This is a genomic window from Streptomyces sp. NPDC002088, from assembly GCF_040296605.1.
Lineage (GTDB): Bacteria > Actinomycetota > Actinomycetes > Streptomycetales > Streptomycetaceae > Streptomyces.
Genome location: NZ_JBEOXO010000009.1, coordinates 175,080 through 191,498 on the forward strand (window position 1 = coordinate 175,080; position 16,419 = coordinate 191,498).

General features: G+C 71.8%; 13 protein-coding genes. 4 read left to right on the plus strand and 9 right to left on the minus strand.

Annotated elements, in window-relative coordinates; genetic code table 11:
• Positions 1-69: 69 nt before the first annotated feature.
• From ABT114_RS21290 to rsmI, 8 genes are all read right to left on the minus strand, one after another.
• Positions 70-2,073 carry a sensor histidine kinase gene (locus ABT114_RS21290; protein WP_351144366.1) on the minus strand — a complete coding sequence of 668 codons (2,004 nt, stop codon included), beginning with the start codon at positions 2,071-2,073 and terminating at the stop codon, positions 70-72.
• 131 nt (positions 2,074-2,204) lie between these two features.
• The gene (locus ABT114_RS21295; RefSeq protein ID WP_351144367.1) at positions 2,205-2,984 is read right to left on the minus strand and encodes an MHYT domain-containing protein; all 780 of its coding nucleotides are present in this window, start codon (positions 2,982-2,984) and stop codon (positions 2,205-2,207) included.
• A 185-nt stretch (positions 2,985-3,169) separates the two neighbouring features.
• A complete protein-coding gene (locus ABT114_RS21300; protein WP_351144368.1) occupies positions 3,170-4,108 on the minus strand; it encodes a 4-(cytidine 5'-diphospho)-2-C-methyl-D-erythritol kinase in 939 nt (312 codons plus the stop codon).
• A complete protein-coding gene (gene rsmA / locus ABT114_RS21305; protein WP_351144369.1) occupies positions 4,105-4,977 on the minus strand; it encodes a 16S rRNA (adenine(1518)-N(6)/adenine(1519)-N(6))-dimethyltransferase RsmA in 873 nt (290 codons plus the stop codon). Before rsmA ends, ABT114_RS21300 begins: the two co-directional genes overlap by 4 nt.
• Before the next feature lie 150 nt (positions 4,978-5,127).
• Positions 5,128-6,636, minus strand: a complete 1,509-nt coding sequence (locus ABT114_RS21310; RefSeq protein ID WP_351144370.1) for a resuscitation-promoting factor — start codon at positions 6,634-6,636, stop codon at positions 5,128-5,130.
• A 153-nt stretch (positions 6,637-6,789) separates the two neighbouring features.
• The gene (locus tag ABT114_RS21315; protein WP_351144371.1) at positions 6,790-7,668 is read right to left on the minus strand and encodes a TatD family hydrolase; all 879 of its coding nucleotides are present in this window, start codon (positions 7,666-7,668) and stop codon (positions 6,790-6,792) included.
• A 47-nt stretch (positions 7,669-7,715) separates the two neighbouring features.
• On the minus strand, positions 7,716-8,135 hold the full coding sequence (locus ABT114_RS21320) for a hypothetical protein (RefSeq protein WP_351144372.1): 420 nt from the start codon (positions 8,133-8,135) through the stop codon (positions 7,716-7,718).
• Positions 8,136-8,450: 315 nt separating this feature from the next.
• Positions 8,451-9,299, minus strand: a complete 849-nt coding sequence (gene rsmI, locus ABT114_RS21325; RefSeq protein ID WP_351144373.1) for a 16S rRNA (cytidine(1402)-2'-O)-methyltransferase — start codon at positions 9,297-9,299, stop codon at positions 8,451-8,453.
• Positions 9,300-9,408: 109 nt separating this feature from the next.
• On the opposite strand from rsmI, the gene ABT114_RS21330 reads away from it, so the two are divergent.
• The 3 genes from ABT114_RS21330 (at position 9,409) to ABT114_RS21340 (ending at position 14,843) form a co-directional block, all read left to right on the plus strand.
• The gene (locus ABT114_RS21330; RefSeq protein ID WP_351144374.1) at positions 9,409-11,160 is read left to right on the plus strand and encodes a dolichyl-phosphate-mannose--protein mannosyltransferase; all 1,752 of its coding nucleotides are present in this window, start codon (positions 9,409-9,411) and stop codon (positions 11,158-11,160) included.
• Positions 11,161-11,287: 127 nt separating this feature from the next.
• Positions 11,288-12,925 carry a penicillin-binding transpeptidase domain-containing protein gene (locus ABT114_RS21335; protein ID WP_351144375.1) on the plus strand — a complete coding sequence of 546 codons (1,638 nt, stop codon included), beginning with the start codon at positions 11,288-11,290 and terminating at the stop codon, positions 12,923-12,925.
• A 244-nt stretch (positions 12,926-13,169) separates the two neighbouring features.
• Complete coding sequence (locus ABT114_RS21340; protein WP_351144376.1) at positions 13,170-14,843, plus strand: penicillin-binding transpeptidase domain-containing protein; 1,674 nt, start codon at positions 13,170-13,172, stop codon at positions 14,841-14,843.
• Positions 14,844-14,860: 17 nt separating this feature from the next.
• On the opposite strand, the gene ABT114_RS21345 is transcribed toward ABT114_RS21340, so the two are convergent.
• Positions 14,861-15,205, minus strand: a complete 345-nt coding sequence (locus ABT114_RS21345) for an SsgA family sporulation/cell division regulator (RefSeq protein ID WP_351144377.1) — start codon at positions 15,203-15,205, stop codon at positions 14,861-14,863.
• Positions 15,206-15,372: 167 nt separating this feature from the next.
• Between ABT114_RS21345 and ABT114_RS21350 the strand changes: the two genes are divergently transcribed.
• Positions 15,373-16,419 (plus strand): energy-coupling factor ABC transporter permease, encoded by a 1,047-nt coding sequence (locus ABT114_RS21350; protein WP_351144378.1) that lies wholly within the window; start codon positions 15,373-15,375, stop codon positions 16,417-16,419.

Below are 16,419 nucleotides of genomic sequence, written 5' to 3' on the forward strand. Positions count from 1 at the left end.
ACGGGGACGGTCAGCCTCCCAGCCTAGTGCTCGCCGGTCGGTGACCGATCCCCGCAGGTCAGGTCAGGGTCACTGGGCCCCGCGCAGCCGCTGCTGCTGTATCAGCGCCGCCGCCGGGGCCAGCCCCCGGCCCTGGGCCGCCTGGTCGGCCACCGGCATGTCGTCGCGCATCAGGGTCTCCGGGATGAGGACGGCCGCGGTGACCCCGCCGTTGGGAGACTGGCGCAGCTCCACGCGCAGGCCCTGCCGCTCGCGCAGCCGGTTGACCACGAACAGGCCGATCTGCTTGGCGTCGAGGAGGTCGACCTTCTCGGACTGGATCTTGCGGTTGGCCTCGGCCATCGCCTCCTCGTTCATGCCGAAGCCGCTGTCCTCGACCTCGATGAGCAGGCCCTCGCGCATCCGGGCCGCGCGCAGCTGCACCTGCGTGCTGGGCGGCGAGAACGCGGCCGCGTTCTCCACGAGCTCGGCGAGCAGGTGGATCACGTCGGCGACCGAGCCGCCCACCACGGACACCCTCGGCGCCGCCCAGATCTGCACCCGGGGCGCGCTCTCGATCTCGGCGACGGCGGCGCGCAGCACGTCCGCCATCGGGATCGGATCCCGCCAGCCGCGGCCGGGCGCGATGCCGGAGAGGATCAGCAGGCTCTCCGAGTGGCGGCGCATGCGGGTGGCGAGGTAGTCGACCCGGTAGATGTCGTTCAGCTCCGCCGGGTCCTGCTGCCGGCGTGCCATCGTGTCGAGCAGGTCCAGCTGGCGGTGGAGCAGCACCTGGCTGCGGCGGGCGAGGCTGACGTAGACCCCGGAGATCCCGCTGAGCAGTTCGGCCCGCTCGGACGCGGCCTTCAGCGCGGCCCGCTGGACGGCTGTCAGGGCGGTGCCGACCTGGGCCAGTTCGTCGCCGGCCAGCCGGCGCATGGGAGCCTCGGCGTCGATGTCGACGCCCTGTCCGGCGTGCAGCCTGCGCATGGCCTGCGGCAGGCTGCGGCCGGCCACCTCCAGCGCGGAGTTGCGCAGGTCGAGCAGTTCGACGATGAGTCCACGGCCGACGAGCACGGAGACCAGCAGCGACAGCAGCACGCCGACCAGGCCGAGGACCACGGCGACACCGGACGCGCCCAGCGTGTCCCAGCCGAACGGGTCGGCCTGGGCGGTGGCGCCCGTACCGGCCTTCGTCTCGGCGACGGTCAGCCCCTTCAGCACGGCGTCCGCGGACTTCGGCCAGCCGGACAGCACGCTGTGCGACACCGCCGAGGCGCCGGGGCCGGCCTTGCGCACCCGGTCCTCCACGGCGGCCAGACTCTGGTAGCTCCCGGTGTCGAGGACCGTCTCGTACGCCGCCCGGTGCGCGGCCTTCAGATCGGCGACCGCTGGTTCGAGCAGCTCGCGCTGCGTCGCCACCGCGCCCACGAACAGCGCGTACTGCTCGTCGGTCAGCCGCCCGGCCGCGCCCGCGGCGGCGAGCAGCGCCCGCTCCCGGGCGACGGCGTCACGGGCCCGGGCGAGTTCGAGCACGACCCGCGCCTCGGAGGCCGCGTCGGTGGCCTTCTGGCCGGTGAGCGCGCCGGTGACGGCGAAGGCGTGCTCGATGACGGTCGAGTACCTGGTGTACGCGGCCGACGCCTTGCCCTTCTCGTTGGTCTGGGAGCGGAGGCTCACCAGGCCCTTGACGTCGGAGGAGAGCCGCTCGATGCGGGCGGGCAGCCCGGCGTCGAGGAGCCCGGCGTCCGCGGTCGAGGCGTTGGCTCCGTCGGTGAACGCGGCGGTGGCCGTGTCGGTGGTCTTCTGCGCCGCCTTCAGCGCGGTGAGGCCGGCCGAGTCGGGGGCGGCGGCGTAGCGGACGGCCGCGGTGCGCTCGCCCTGGAGCGCGGTGACGAGGTCGTCGAGGGGGGCCAGGAGGCGGGAATTGACGTCCTTGGCGGTCTCGGTGTCGCCGATGCTCGACGCGGTCGTCACGGCGGCGAAGGCCCACAGCGCCATGAGGGACACGATGGGCAGCATGAGCAGGGCGACGATCTTCGCCCGGACGGATCTGGGACGGAGTCGTTCGGAGGTATGGCGACGCACACGCATGGGGGGGACCTCGTTCAGGGAGGGTGAAGGCAATACGGCCCGGGCCGAGCGCACCGAGGTGGCGCTCGGCTCTCGCCGAGGGGGCACTCGGCTCAGGCGGTGGAGAGCTCGGCTCAAGCGGTGAGTTCGGCTCAGGCGGTGGTGAGCTCGACCTCGCGCAGCAGTTCGGCTGCGACGGCCGACTCGTGGCGCTTGCCCGTCGGGGACAGGGCGACGTACGCGGAGGTCAGGAAGAGGAAGGAACCCAGCAGGACGGCGAGCGGGAAGAGGAACTCGGTGGCCGTGACGCCGGGCAGTTCCGCGCTGCTGGGGTCGAGGCGGACGCCGACGGCCCACATCGCGGTGTAGTGCATGCTGCTGACCGCGAGGCCCATGACGAGGGCCGATACCGCGGCGAGCAGGGGTCCGCGCACGATGAGGGTGAGGGTGAGCGCGGCGGTCGCGGCGACGACGGCGATCACGACGGACGCGGCGACGAGCAGCGGGTCGTAGTCGATCCGGCCGTGCAGATTGAGCGCGGCCATGCCGGCGTAGTGCATCGCGGCGACACCGAGACCGGTGCCGAGGCCGCCGAGCAGGACCGACGTCACGCGTGAACGGCCGTATCCGGCGGTGAAGATGCCGGCGCTGACGACGGCGATCGCGAGGACGAGGCTGAGCACGGTCAGCGGCACGTCGTAGCGGATGGGCGTGCCCTCCACGGAGAAGCCCATCATCGCGACGAAGTGCATCGTCCAGATTCCGGACCCGATGGCGAAGGAGGCGAGGAACAGCCAGTTCCGTTTGGAGGCGCCGTCCGCCTCGAGCGCCCTGACGGTGCAGCGCAGTCCGAGCGCCGAACCGACGCAGGCCATCACATAGGACAGGACGGGGGTGACCCATCCGGCACTGAAATGATCCATGTGCCCCATGGGAGTTCCTCTCGGGCATGGCGCGCGGTCATGGCCGCACGCAGCAACTACCGCCGGTAACGGAGGACCGGGGATGGCCGATCATGCCAGCACTCACCGTGGAGCAGACCCGCGCGAAAAGGATCATGCAGTTCATTGGCGAACAATTAATTACCGTGAAGTAGGTAACAACTTGGCCCGCATATTTATGCGGGCGATGCGGGTGATGCGGGTGATGCGGGCGATGCGGGGGGCAGCGCCGTGGCCCCCGGTGCCGGGCCCGACGCCGTGCGGACGGTGCGGCACGTGCCGGAGGCCCTGAGCGCCTTCGCCACCTCGGCCGCCGACTCGGGGTCGCGCGCGAGGAAGGCCGTGGTCGGGCCGGAGCCCGAGACCAGCGCGGCGAGGGCGCCCGCCGTGCGGCCGGCCGCGAGAGTGCCGGCGAGTTCCGGGAAGAGCGAGAGGGCGGCGGGCTGAAGGTCGTTGGAGACGGCGGCGGCGAGCGCGTCGGGATCACCCTTGGCCAGGGCGTCGAGCAGCTCCTCGGAGGCGACGGGCTCGGGGATGTCCAGCCCCGCGCCGAGCCGGTCGAACTCCCGGAAGACGGCCGGGGTCGACAGCCCGCGGTCGGCCATCGCGAACACCCAGTGGAAGGTGCCGCCGACCTCCAGGGCCGTCAGCTTCTCGCCGCGCCCGGTGCCGAGGGCCGCGCCGCCGACCAGACTGAACGGCACATCGCTGCCCAACTCGGCGCAGATGTCGAGGAGTTCGTCGCGGGAGGCGCCCGTCCCCCACAGCGCGTCGCACGCCACCAGCGCACCCGCACCGTCCGCGCTGCCGCCCGCCATGCCGCCGGCCACCGGGATGTCCTTGGCGATGTGGATGTGCACGTCGGGGCTGCGGTCGTACCGCTCGGCGAGCGCCTCGGCCGCGCGCGCCGCCAGGTTCGTACGGTCCAGGGGGACCTGGTCGGCGTCCGGCCCCGCGCAGGTCACGCGCAGCTCGTCGGCCGGGGTGACCGTGACCTCGTCGTACAGGCCGACCGCCAGGAAGACGTTGGCCAGGTCGTGGAAGCCGTCGGGACGGGCGGCGCCCACGCCGAGCTGGACGTTGACCTTGGCCGGGACGCGCACGGTGACGCTCACTGGTGACCGGACTCCTTGTTCTCGGCGATGCGCGCGAACTCCTCGACGGTGAGCGCCTCGCCGCGCGCCTGCGGGGACACCCCGGCCGCGACGAGCGCGGCCTCCGCCGCGGCGGCGGAACCGGCCCAGCCGGCGAGCGCGGCCCGCAGCGTCTTGCGGCGCTGGGCGAACGCCGCGTCGACGACGGCGAAGACCTCGCGCTTCGAGGCGGTCGTCTTGACGGGCTCGGTGCGGCGGACGAGGGCGACCAGACCGCTGTCGACGTTCGGCGCGGGCCAGAAGACCTTGCGGCCGATGGCGCCGGCCCGCTTGACCTCCGCGTACCAGTTGGCCTTCACGGACGGGACGCCGTACACCTTCGAACCGGGCGGCGCGGCCAGCCGGTCGGCGACCTCCGACTGCACCATCACCAGGGTGCGCTCGATGCTCGGGAAGGTGTCGAGCATGTGCAGCAGGACGGGGACGGCGACGTTGTAAGGGAGGTTGGCGACCAGCGCGGTCGGGGCGGGGCCCGGCAGCTCGGTGATGTCCATCGCGTCGGAGTGCACGAGCGCGAACCGGTCGGCGCGCTCCGGCATCCGCGCCGCGACGGTCGCGGGCAGCGCGCCGGCCAGGACGTCGTCGATCTCCACGGCCGTGACGCGGTCGGCCGCCTCCAGCAGCGCGAGGGTGAGGGAGCCGAGCCCCGGACCGACCTCGACGACCACGTCGTCGGGGCGGACCTCGGCGGTGCGCACGATACGGCGGACCGTGTTCGCGTCGATCACGAAGTTCTGGCCGCGCTGCTTGGTCGGGCGCACCCCGAGGGCGGCCGCCAGTTCGCGGATGTCGGCGGGGCCCAGCAGGGCGTCAGGGGTGGGGCTGCTCACGGCACAAGGGTACGGGGCTGCGGGCGGCCTGGTTGTTCCGGTTGCCCGGCGCTCGTGCGCGGGGGTGGGTCGCGCGGCCCGGCGCTGTCGGGGCCCAGCCGCGCCCACCCGTGCCGCCCCAGCGGCACGACTGCCCGCGGCTGGGCGGAATCACCCCCGCAGCCTCGCCCCGCAATGCGGCCAAGGACTCGCTCCCCGCCGCAGGTACAGCTTCTTCGCCCGGAAGGTCTGTTCCGCCGCCGACGCGTCCTGCGGCCGCCCGCTGCCGCCGAGGCTGTGCCAGGTCCGGGTGTCGAACTGGTACAGGCCCCCGTACGTCCCCGACGGGTCGACGGCGTTCGGCCGCCCGCCCGACTCGCAGGCCGCGAGGCCCTTCCAGTTCAGGTGGTCGACGTCACGGACCGACGGCGGCCGCGGCTTCGTACCGACCTTCACCAGCTCGTCCCGCGGCTCCCGCACCACCTCGGACTTCTCGCGTCGCGGCTTCTGCCTGACGCCGTTGACGGTCCGCAGGGCGTACGTGACCCGCCGCAGCCCCGGCCGTCCAGGCCGCTCGACGACCTCCGTGCCCTTGTACAGCGAGGCGTCGTCGGTGCGCCGCACCTCGAACGGGATCGGCTTCTCCTGGACCTCCTTGCTGTCGGTGATCCGCAGCACGGTCACCGTCTGCCCGTCACGCGGGAAGCTCCCGGGCGGGACGGAGGTGGTGTCCTGGCCGTCCAGGGTGACCCCGGCCTGGTCGACGGCCTCGCGCACGGTGGCGGCGTTGGTGCGGACGGTGCGCGCACGGCCGTCCGCCATGATCGTCACGGCGCGTTCGGTGCGCACGTACAGCGCGAGCCCTTCGCGCCCGATGCGCCGGGAGCGCGAAGTGGACAGGTGGGCACCCTCCACGCGCACCCCCATCTGTTCGAGGGCCTCCTCCACCGTGTTCGCCGTCGTCCACACCTCACGCCGCTGTCCGTCGAGCGTGAGCCGTACGGGGCGCCCGTGGCGCACCACGACCTGGTCGCCGCCGGCGAGGGCCGTGCCGGGCGCGGGCACCACCATGTCGTGCGCCCCGACCGCCACGCCCTCCTCCGCCAGCAGCTCGGTCACGTCGTCGGCGAAGGTGTGCAGGGTACGTGGCTTGTCGTCGACGCTCAGCTCGACGGCCTTGTCCTTGGCGACGAAGGCGGTGGTGCCGCCGGCCAGGAAGACGACGACCAGCGCCCGCGGGAGCAGCCGGCGCACGCGACTGTCCGCACGCTCGGCGTACCGGGCCTTGCGCCGACGCGGGGAGCGCCGGTCCGTGACGACGCGCTCGCCGAACGCGGGCGCGTCCGCAAGCGTGGGCGCGTCCGCACCCGCCACACGCCCCGCCTGGCGCGGGAGCGTCGCCGCCTCGGACACCTCGTACGCGGGCCGATAGGTGTCCTGGTACTCGCTCGGCGCCGCGTACACGCCGTATGCCGCCAGCGTCCGCGCGCTGTGCACGTCGAAGCCGCCGTAGGCCGACGCCTCGGACCACTGGGCCGGGGTCGGGTCGGGGCCGGGGCCGGGGCCGGGGCTCGAGGCGCCGTACTGCCCGTACTGCCCGTACTCCCCATACTTCCCGTACCACTCGTACGTCTCGTCCGTCTCGTACGTCTCGTCCGTCTCGTACTGCGAATTGCTCACGCGACACGCTCCAGAGGGCCAGAGGGGTCCGGATCGGGCCAGAACCTAGCGGAGCGATCGCCACTCTCCAAAGCGGCTCGACTACGCACAGTAGCCGTTGGGCCGCAGTCGGGCCCAGGCGAGCGTTATCTACTGGTTACGAACCGGCTACTTTCAGTAACGGAAAGCGCGGGCCGTGTTCGCCGCGAGGGCCGTCGCCAGCGCGTCCTCGTCGATGCCCCGCACGGCGGCCAAGGCGCGGACCGTGACCGGAATGAGATAGGGGGCGTTGGGCCGTCCGCGGTACGGGACCGGCGTCAGGAAGGGTGCGTCGGTCTCCACGAGGAGCAGTTCCAGCGGGGCGACGGCGACGGCGTCCCGCAGGTTCTGGGCGTTCTTGAAGGTGACGTTGCCGGCGAAGGACATGAAGTAGCCGGCGCGGGCGCAGATCTCCGCCATCTCGGCGTCGCCGGAGTAGCAGTGGAAGACGGTCCGCTCGGGAGCGCCCTCCTCCTTCAGCACGCGCAGAACGTCGCTGTGGGCGTCGCGGTCGTGGATGACGAGCGCCTTGCCGTGCCGCTTGGCGATCTCGATGTGGGCGCGGAAGGACGTCTCCTGCGCCTCCTTGCCCTCGGGACCGGTGCGGAAGTAGTCCAGTCCCGTCTCGCCGACGCCCTTCACCTGGGGCAGCCCGGCCAGACGGTCGATCTCGGCGAGCGCCTCGTCGAGCCCGGCGGCGCCGCCCGGTACCCGCGCCCCCTGCCGCGACCAGCCGTCCGGGTCGCCGTGGACGATGCGCGGGGCCTCGTTGGGGTGCAGGGCGACGGTCGCGTGGACGCTGTCGTAGGCCGCCGCGGTCTCGGCGGCCCACTGTGAGCCCTTGATGTCGCAGCCGACCTGGACGACCGTCGTGACCCCCACTGACGCCGCTTTCGCGAGGCCCTCCTCGACGGTGCCGGACTGCATGTCGAGGTGGGTGTGGGAGTCGGCGACCGGCACCCGGAGGGGCTCCGGGAGCGGCGGCGCCGCGTTCTTGTCGTCGTTCGAAGGCATGCCCCGATCCTACGAAAGGGGCATGCCGTCATCGATGCCGCGGGGCGTCAGCTCGCCTTGCGGTGGAACGGGTGCAGGAGATCGGACAGGTGCCAGTGGTGGTGTTCCTTGAGCTCCGCCCCCTCCGCCCCCTCCGCCGCCGGAGCCGCCGCCTCCTCCGTGAGGCGGGGCGTCGGGTGCGACTGCCCGTGCAGGTGGTTCTGCACGGAGGACACCTGGCCCGCGCGCATGATCCGTACGACGTGTCCGTCGCAGTTCACGCAGGCGGGGCGGCTCAGCGGGGACGGCACGACGTGGCCGCCTGCCACGTACAGCACGAACTCGTGGCCGTCGGCGTCCGTGTGGTGCTCTATTTCGTACGACTGTTCCCAGCCGTGCCCGCAATGCATGCAGGCGAAGGAATACGACTCGTTGACCACGGCCGTCGCTGCGCCGCGGAGGCCGGTCTGCCCTGTGAACTCACTCATGCCAGCTCCTGCTGTCCGCTGGACAAGCGCCCCCGGCGTGGGGGATTCCCCCCGGAATCCCCTTGGGGCGAGGGACGGGTGCGTCCCTGCTCCCAGTGGACGCCTCCACCGGCGCGAACGCATCAGGCCTGTCGAGTGTTGGAGGCGATTTGGGCCGTCCTTGCCCAAGCGGCCCCGGCCACCGGCTCTGGGCTTTGCCTTTCACGAGAGCCCTTTGCCCACGCATGGGGCGCGCGCTCATGGGAGACGCACCCTGCTCAGAGGCCATGCCATACGGGGTGTGGGCTACGCCTCAGCGTCCCGCGCGGCTACGCCTCAGCGTCCCGCGTTTTTCGCCGCCACCACCGCGTCGAACACCTCGCGCTTGGGCAGTCCGGCCTCCGCCGCCACCGCCGCGATCGCCTCCTTGCGGCGCTCCCCCGCCTCCTCGCGCACCCGCACCCGGCGCACGAGTTCCTCGGCGTCGAGTTCCTCGGCGCCCCGCTCGGGCGCTCCCTCGACGACGACGGTGATCTCACCGCGTACGCCCTCGGCGGCCCACGCGGCCAGCTCGGCCAGGCCGCCGCGCCGGACCTCCTCGTACGTCTTGGTCAGCTCGCGGCAGACGGCGGCACGCCGGTCGGCGCCGAAGACCTCGGCCATGGCGGCGAGGGTGTCGTCGAGCCGGTGCGGGGCCTCGAAGTACACGAGGGTCCGGCGCTCCTGCGCGACCTCCCGCAGCCGCGACAGCCGCTCGCCCGCCTTCCGCGGCAGGAACCCCTCGAAGCAGAAGCGGTCGACGGGCAGCCCGGACAGCGCGAGCGCGGTGAGCACGGCGGACGGGCCGGGTACGGCGGTGACGCGGATGTCCTTCTCGACGGCCGCCGCGACCAGCCGGTAGCCGGGGTCGGAGACGGACGGCATCCCCGCGTCGGTCACCAGCAGCACCCGCGCGCCGCCCACCAGCTCCTCGACCAGTTCCGGCGTACGGGCCGTCTCGTTGCCCTCGAAGTACGACACCACCCGCCCCTTGGGTGTGACGCCCAGCGCCTGCGTCAGACGCCGCAGCCGCCGTGTGTCCTCGGCGGCGACGACGTCGGCACCGGCCAGCTCCTCGGCGAGCCGCGGAGGGGCGTCCTGAACGTCGCCGATGGGGGTGCCCGCCAAAACAAGGGTTCCAGTCACGCCTCCATCCTCCCAGGGGTCGACGACAGGGGGCGACGAAGGGGAACGCATCCGGACCGGTACCGCCCATGCACGGGACTCACACAGAACGGTTCCCTACGATGGCGCGGTGACCAGTACCGCGTCCTCCACGGACATCCGGCAGGGCCAGGCCCCGCACGACCAGCGGCCGTCGTGGCAGCAGCGGCTGCGCCGATTCGGCTACTCGGCGGACACGGCGGGGCCCGGAAGCGACGTCCGCGAGCGGCTCGTGCCGCCGTACGCCGAGCCCAGCCCGCGGCTGTGGGCGGCGCTCGGCATCCCGCACACGCTCGCCGAGCGCCTCGCGCGCTGGTCCGGCTGGGGCGGTCCGCTGCTGGTCACGCTGATGGCGGGCGTGCTGCGGTTCTGGAACCTGGGCAGCCCGAAGGCGGTGATATTCGACGAGACGTACTACGCCAAGGACGCGTGGGCGCTCGTCCACCGCGGTTTCGAGGTCAACTGGGACAAGAACGCCAACGACGTCATCCTCTCCTCGGGTGGGCACGTCACCATCCCGTCGGACGCGGCCTACGTGGTGCATCCGCCGGTCGGCAAGTACGTCATCGGACTCGGCGAGCTGATCTTCGGGTTCGACCCGTTCGGCTGGCGGTTCATGACGGCGCTGCTCGGCACGCTCAGCGTGCTCCTGCTGTGCCGGATCGGCCGCCGGATCTTCCGCTCCACCTTCCTGGGCTGCCTGGCGGGCGCGCTCATGGCGGTCGACGGACTGCACTTCGTGATGAGCCGTACGGCGCTGCTCGACGGCGTGCTGATGTTCTTCCTGCTGGCCGCGTTCGGGTGTCTGGTCATCGACCGCGACCGGGCGCGCGAGAAACTCGCGGCGGCACTCCCGGCGGAGGCCGACGGCCGGGTCCGGCCGAACGCGGACGTCGCCGAGACCACCCGCCTCGGGTGGCGCCCCTGGCGCTGGGCGGCCGGGCTCATGCTCGGCCTGGCCCTCGGCACCAAGTGGAACACCCTGTACGTCGTGGCGGCGTTCTGCGTGCTGACGCTGCTGTGGGACGTCGGCTCCCGCAAGGTCGCCGGCGCGCGCAACGCGTACGTGCCCGTCCTGAAGTACGACACGGGCATCGCGTTCCTGGCCACCGTCCCGGTCGCGATCGCCACGTACCTCGTGTCCTGGACCGGCTGGATCCTCTCCCCCGACAACGGCTCCGGCGGCTACTACCGCAACTGGGCCGTCACCGACGGGAAGAACAGCAGCTGGTCCTGGCTGTTCCCGGACTGGTTGCGCAGCCTGTGGCACTACGAGCACGAGGTCTACGAGTTCCACGTCAACCTCTCCTCGCCGCACACGTACCAGTCGAACCCGTGGAGCTGGCTCGTGCTGGGCCGCCCGGTCTCGTACTTCTACGAGTCCCCCGCGCCCGGCGCCGACGGCTGCCCCTCCGACGCGGGCGAGAAGTGCGCGCGCGAGGTCCTGGCGCTCGGCACGCCGATGCTGTGGTGGGTGGGCTGCTTCGCGCTGGTGTACGTCCTGTGGCGCTGGTTCTTCCGCCGCGACTGGCGCGCGGGCGCGATCGCCTGCGGCATCGCGGCCGGATACCTGCCCTGGTTCATGTACCAGGAGCGCACGATCTTCCTCTTCTACGCCGTCGTCTTCGTGCCGTTCCTGTGCCTGGCGGTCGCGATGCTGATCGGCGCGATCGTCGGACCACCGGGTTCGAGCGACACGCGACGCGTCGCGGGGGCGACGGGCGCGGGGGTCCTGGTCCTGCTCATCGCCTGGAACTTCATCTACTTCTGGCCCCTGTACACGGGGACCGCCATCCCGATCGACGACTGGCGTTCACGTATGTGGTTGGACACCTGGGTCTAACGATTCCGGTAACTCCAGTACCAGGAGCCCCGCTTTCCGTTTACTGTGAGCCCGATGGGCATTTTCTGAACGCGTTCAGAAAAGTGTCCGGGAGGGCACACAACGGGGAACGGGGAGGGACTGGCACATGCGCAAGGGGGCAAAGACCGCCATAGTCAGCACGGTGTTCGCCGTGATGCTGGGCGGTGCGGGGTACGGCGCCTTCAACGTCGTGTCCGCGCTGAACGGAGACGGTGACGGAGGGTCGGGGACGAGCGGGCCGGCGCCCGTGAAGACCGGCCCGCCGAGCAGCGACGAGGTGAAGGACACGACCGCCAAGTTCTTCGCGGCCTGGGCGAAGGGGCAGGCGGCGGAGGCGGCGGCGTACACGAACAACGAGGCCAAGGCCGAGCCGCTGCTGACGTCCTACGGCGAGGCCGCGCACATCACGGACGTGAAGATCACGCCGGGTGCGGCGAGCGGCGACACGGTTCCCTTCACGGTGAAGGCGACGGTGTCCTACGACGGGAAGTCCAAGCCGCTGGACTACAAGAGCCAGTTGACGGTGGTGCGCGGGCTCACCACCGGGAAGGCGCTGGTCGACTGGCAGCCGTCGGTCGTCCACCCCGAGCTGACGGGCATGGACGACACCCTGGTCACCGGCGAGTCGTCGGCGCCGGCGATCGAAGCCGTGGACCGCGACGGCAAGGTGCTGACGAAGGAGAAGTACCCCTCCCTCGGGCCGATCCTGGACGAGCTGCGCGACAAGTACGGCGACCAGGCGGGCGGGACGGCCGGCATCGAGCTGGCGATCCATCACGCCGCCGCGGACACCGCCGACACGCCGCTGCTGACCCTCGCCGAGGGCAAGGCGGGCCGGCTGCCGACGACGCTCAGCGCGAGCGCGCAGGCGGCGGCCGAGAAGGCGGTGAAGAACTACGCCGAGTCGTCCGTGGTGGCCGTGAAGCCGAGCACGGGTGAGGTGCTGGCGGTGGCGAACAACCGGACGGACTCCTTCAACGCGGCCTTCCTCGGCGAGGTGGCCCCCGGCTCCACAATGAAGATCATCAGCGCGGCGACCCTCATCGACCTCGGGCTCACCACCGCGAACGGCCCGGCTCCCTGTACGCCCGACGCGGTCTGGCAGAGCCAGACCTTCCACAACCTCGCGGGCATGACCCCGAACGAGAACGCGACCCTCTCCGAGAGCTTCGCCCGCTCCTGCAACACGGCCTTCGTGAAGTTCGCGGACTCGGTCAAGGTGGACTCGCTGACCAAGGAGGCGCAGGACCGCTTCGGGCTCGGCCGCGACAACTGGAAGACCGGCATCCCCTCCTTCGACGGCTCCGTCCCGGCGTCCGGCGGCCCGGACACGGCGGCCAACATGATCGGCCAGGGCCAGGTCCAGATGAGCCCGCTGAACATGGCCTCGGTGACGGCGACCGCGATGACGGGCGCCTTCCACCAGCCGGTGATCGTGCCCCAGAGCCTCGACGGCCGCGAACTCGCCACGGCGCGGGGCCTGTCCGGCAGTACGGTCCAGCAACTGCGCTCCATGATGAACCGCACCGCCACCAGCGGCACCGCCGCCCACGTGATGGCCGACCTCAGCGGCCGCATCGGCGCGAAGACCGGCTCCGCCGAGGTCGACGGCCAGTCCAAGTCCAACAGCTGGTTCACCGGCTACCGCAACGACATCGCGGCAGCGGCCATGACCCAGGAGGGCGGCCACGGCGGCGACGCGGCGGGCCCGATCGTGGCGGCGGTACTGCGAGCGGGCGGCTGAGGCGCCGCTCAGCGCCGGGATCGCGCACGTCACCGGGAGCGGGCGGCCCTGCGCCGTCCCCGACGCACGCACGTGTGGCCGCCGACACCACCCACACGCGCGTGTGGGTGGTGAAAGCAGTCGTACGGGTGGCTCACGTCACCCGCACAGGGCGGGACTCTAGGCTGTTGCTCTCGTTGGGGTGCGTGAGGGCAACGTGGGCAGTGGGGCGAGGGGGCCCTGGGAAGCGCGGAGGGTCGGAGAAGTGGGCAACAGGAGACGGGTCGCCGAGCGGCGTCGGACGAGACCGGTGATGGTCGGCGGGATGGTCGCCCTCGTCGTCGGGGGCGCCGGGTTCGGGGTGTACGCGCTGTACGACGGCGGGGCCGCGGCCGAGGGGCGCGCGGCGACGGCGGCCGCCGAGAAGGCGAAGGCCGTCAAGACCGGGCCGCTGTCGGCGACCGAGGTCACCACCGCGGCCCAGGGGTTCCTCACGGCCTGGCAGCAGGGCAGGGTCACGCAGGCCGCGGCGGTCACGGACGACTCCGCGGCCGCGACCGCCCTGCTGACCGGCTACACCAAGGACGCCCACATCACCGGCGTCACCCTCACCGCGGGCACCCGCGACGGCGACAAGGTGCCGTTCTCGGTCAAGGGCACGGTGACGTACAAGGGCGTCAGCAAGCCGCTCACCTACGACAGCGCGCTCACGGTCGTACGCCGGACGGCGGACGGCAAGCCGCTGGTGGACTGGCACGCCTCCGTCGTCCACCCCGACCTCCAGGACGGCGACACGCTCGTCACCGGCGAGTCCGGCACCCCGCCGGTGACGGCGCTGGACCGCAACGGCGGGGAGATCACCGCCACCAAGTACCCATCGCTGGGCACGGTGCTGGACGGGCTGCGCGAGAAGTACGGCAAGACGGCGGGCGGCAAGGCCGGGGTCGAGCTCCAGGTGGTGCGCGGGAAGGCGTCGAAGGCCAAGAAGGCCTCCGACAAGACCCTCCTGGAGCTGAGCAAGGGCACGCCGGGCACGGTGAAGACCACGCTGAGCCCGACCCTTCAGGCCGCGGCGGAGCAGCAGGTGACCAAGCAGGCGAAGGCGTCGGTGGTCGTCATGCGTCCGTCGACGGGTGAGATCCTCGCGGTGGCGAACACCAACCACGGCTTCAACACGGCGTTCCAGGGCTCGCTGGCCCCCGGCTCCACGATGAAGGTCATCACCTCCTCGCTGCTGCTCGACAAGGGCCTCGCGTCGGCGGACAAGGCGCACCCGTGCCCCAAGACCTTCACCTACGGCGGCTGGAAGTTCCACAACGACGACGACTTCCAGATCGAGGGCGGCACGTTCAAGGCGAGCTTCGCCCGCTCCTGCAACACGGCCTTCATCAGCCAGGCGGGCAAGCTGGAGAACGACGACCTGACCAAGCAGGCGCAGCAGGTCTTCGGCCTGTCGATGAACAACTGGGCGATCGGCGTGCCCACCTTCGACGGCTCGGTGCCGGTGCAGAGCGCGGCGCAGAAGGCGGCGTCGCTGATCGGCCAGGGCGGGGTGCGGATGAACCCGCTGAACATGGCGTCCGTCGCCTCGACGGTGAAGACGGGCACCTTCCACCAGCCGTACCTGGTCTCCCCGAGCGTGGACAACCGCACGCTGGCCACCGCCTCCCGCACGATGTCCGCGTCCACGCTGTCGCAGCTGCGCGAGCTCATGCAGTACACGGCCGCCTACGGCACCGCCGCCGAGGCGATGTCGGGGCTCGGCCCGAACTACGGCGCCAAGACGGGCTCGGCGGAGGTCGACGGCCAGAAGAAGCCGAACGGCTGGTTCACGGCGTACCGCGGTGACCTCGCGGCGGCCGGCGTCGTCCAGGCCGGCGGCCACGGCGGTGACACGGCGGGCCCGATCGTGGCGTCGCTGCTGCGGATGGGCGGCTGAGCCGCGCGCCGGTCCGCTCAGTGCGCCACGGGCGTCGCCGTGTACGTACGGCGCAGGAAGCGCGCCAGCGTCTTCGAGTCGAACTGCACCACCGAGACGCCCTGCGCCGAGTGGAACTCGACGACGGCCTGGACCCGGCCGAGCGGCCACACCCGTACCTCTCCCGTGCCGGTCGGGGCCCGCAGCCCCTGCTCCAGCAGGGACCGGGAGAACGTCCACTCGTGCGTGCCGGGGAGATCTATACGGACGGCGCGCGGATCGGCGTCCGGGTCGTAGCGCAGGATCACGGGGACGGCATCGGGATCACCCTGGGTGTCCTCGTCCGTGATGTGGGCTCGGGCGTACTGCTCGACTACAGACATCGGACGGCCCCTAACCGTGCGTCACCTGTGCGAAAGCTGTGCCTCCGCTTCCACTCCAATGTCGCATATTTTCCGGAACCTGCCCCTTGGCGCGGAAAACCCGCATACAGAACGCACGAGTGCCTCGCTCTTGCAAGCCGTTCGCATTAAGCCACTATCATCGAACGGTGCATGTGCCTGACGGATTCATCAACGCGCCCACCTCCGCCGTGACCGGAGTCGTCGCCGCGGGAGCCATCGCCGTGAGCCTGCGCGGCGCGCGCCGCGAACTCGACGAGCGAACGGCCCCGCTGGCGGGACTCGTGGCGGCGTTCATCTTCGCCGTGCAGATGCTGAACTTCCCCGTCGCGGCGGGGACGAGCGGGCATCTGCTCGGCGGCGCGCTCGCCGCGATACTCGTCGGCCCCTACACAGGGGTCCTGTGCGTGTCCGTGGTCCTGCTCATGCAGGGCATCCTCTTCGCCGACGGCGGCCTGACCGCCCTCGGCGTGAACATCACCGACATGGCGATCGTGACGACGGTCGTGTCGTACGCCGTCTTCCGCGGCCTGCTGAAGGTGCTGCCCCGCAAGCGACGGTCGGTGACCGTCGCCTCCTTCGTCGCCGCCCTCGTCTCCGTCCCGGCCGCCGCCGTGGCGTTCACGCTGATGTACGCGGTCGGCGGCACCACGGACGTCGCCATCGGCAAGGTCGCCACCGCCATGATCGGCGTGCATGTGCTGATCGGCATCGGCGAGGCCGTGATCACCGCGCTGACCGTCGGCGCCGTGATCGCCGTACGGCCGGACCTCGTCCATGGCGCGCGCGGCCTGGAGCAGCGGCTGAAGCTGCGCGTGCACGGCGAGCTGGTCGACGTACCCGCCGCCGCGCCCGCCCCGGTGGCCGCGCGGACCTCCCGCCGCACGCTGTGGATCACCGGTCTCGTCACCTCCCTCGTCCTCGCCGGCTTCGTCAGCTTCTACGCCTCCGCCAACCCCGACGGCCTGGAGAAGGTCGCCCACGACAAGGGCATCGACCAGAAGACCGACAAGCACGCGTCCGCCGACTCCCCGCTCGCGCACTACGGCGTCAAGGACGTCGAGAACGCGCGGCTGTCCGGCGGCCTCGCGGGCGTGATCGGTGTCGGCGTCACCGTCGTCGCGGGCAGCACGGTGTTCTGGGCGGTGCGCAGGCGGCGTACGGCCGACGTCTCTGCCGTGAGCACGGGCGTCTGA

What these genes read in the sequence shown, in the direction of transcription:
- ABT114_RS21290 (WP_351144366.1), bottom strand. Translation starts at nt 2,073, where the DNA reads ATGCGTGTGCGTCGCCATACCTCCGAACGACTCCGTCCCAGATCCGTC.
- ABT114_RS21295 (WP_351144367.1), bottom strand. Translation starts at nt 2,984, where the DNA reads ATGGGGCACATGGATCATTTCAGTGCCGGATGGGTCACCCCCGTCCTG.
- ABT114_RS21315 (WP_351144371.1), bottom strand. Translation starts at nt 7,668, where the DNA reads ATGCCTTCGAACGACGACAAGAACGCGGCGCCGCCGCTCCCGGAGCCC.
- ABT114_RS21320 (WP_351144372.1), bottom strand. Translation starts at nt 8,135, where the DNA reads ATGAGTGAGTTCACAGGGCAGACCGGCCTCCGCGGCGCAGCGACGGCC.
- ABT114_RS21335 (WP_351144375.1), top strand. Translation starts at nt 11,288, where the DNA reads ATGCGCAAGGGGGCAAAGACCGCCATAGTCAGCACGGTGTTCGCCGTG.
- ABT114_RS21345 (WP_351144377.1), bottom strand. Translation starts at nt 15,205, where the DNA reads ATGTCTGTAGTCGAGCAGTACGCCCGAGCCCACATCACGGACGAGGAC.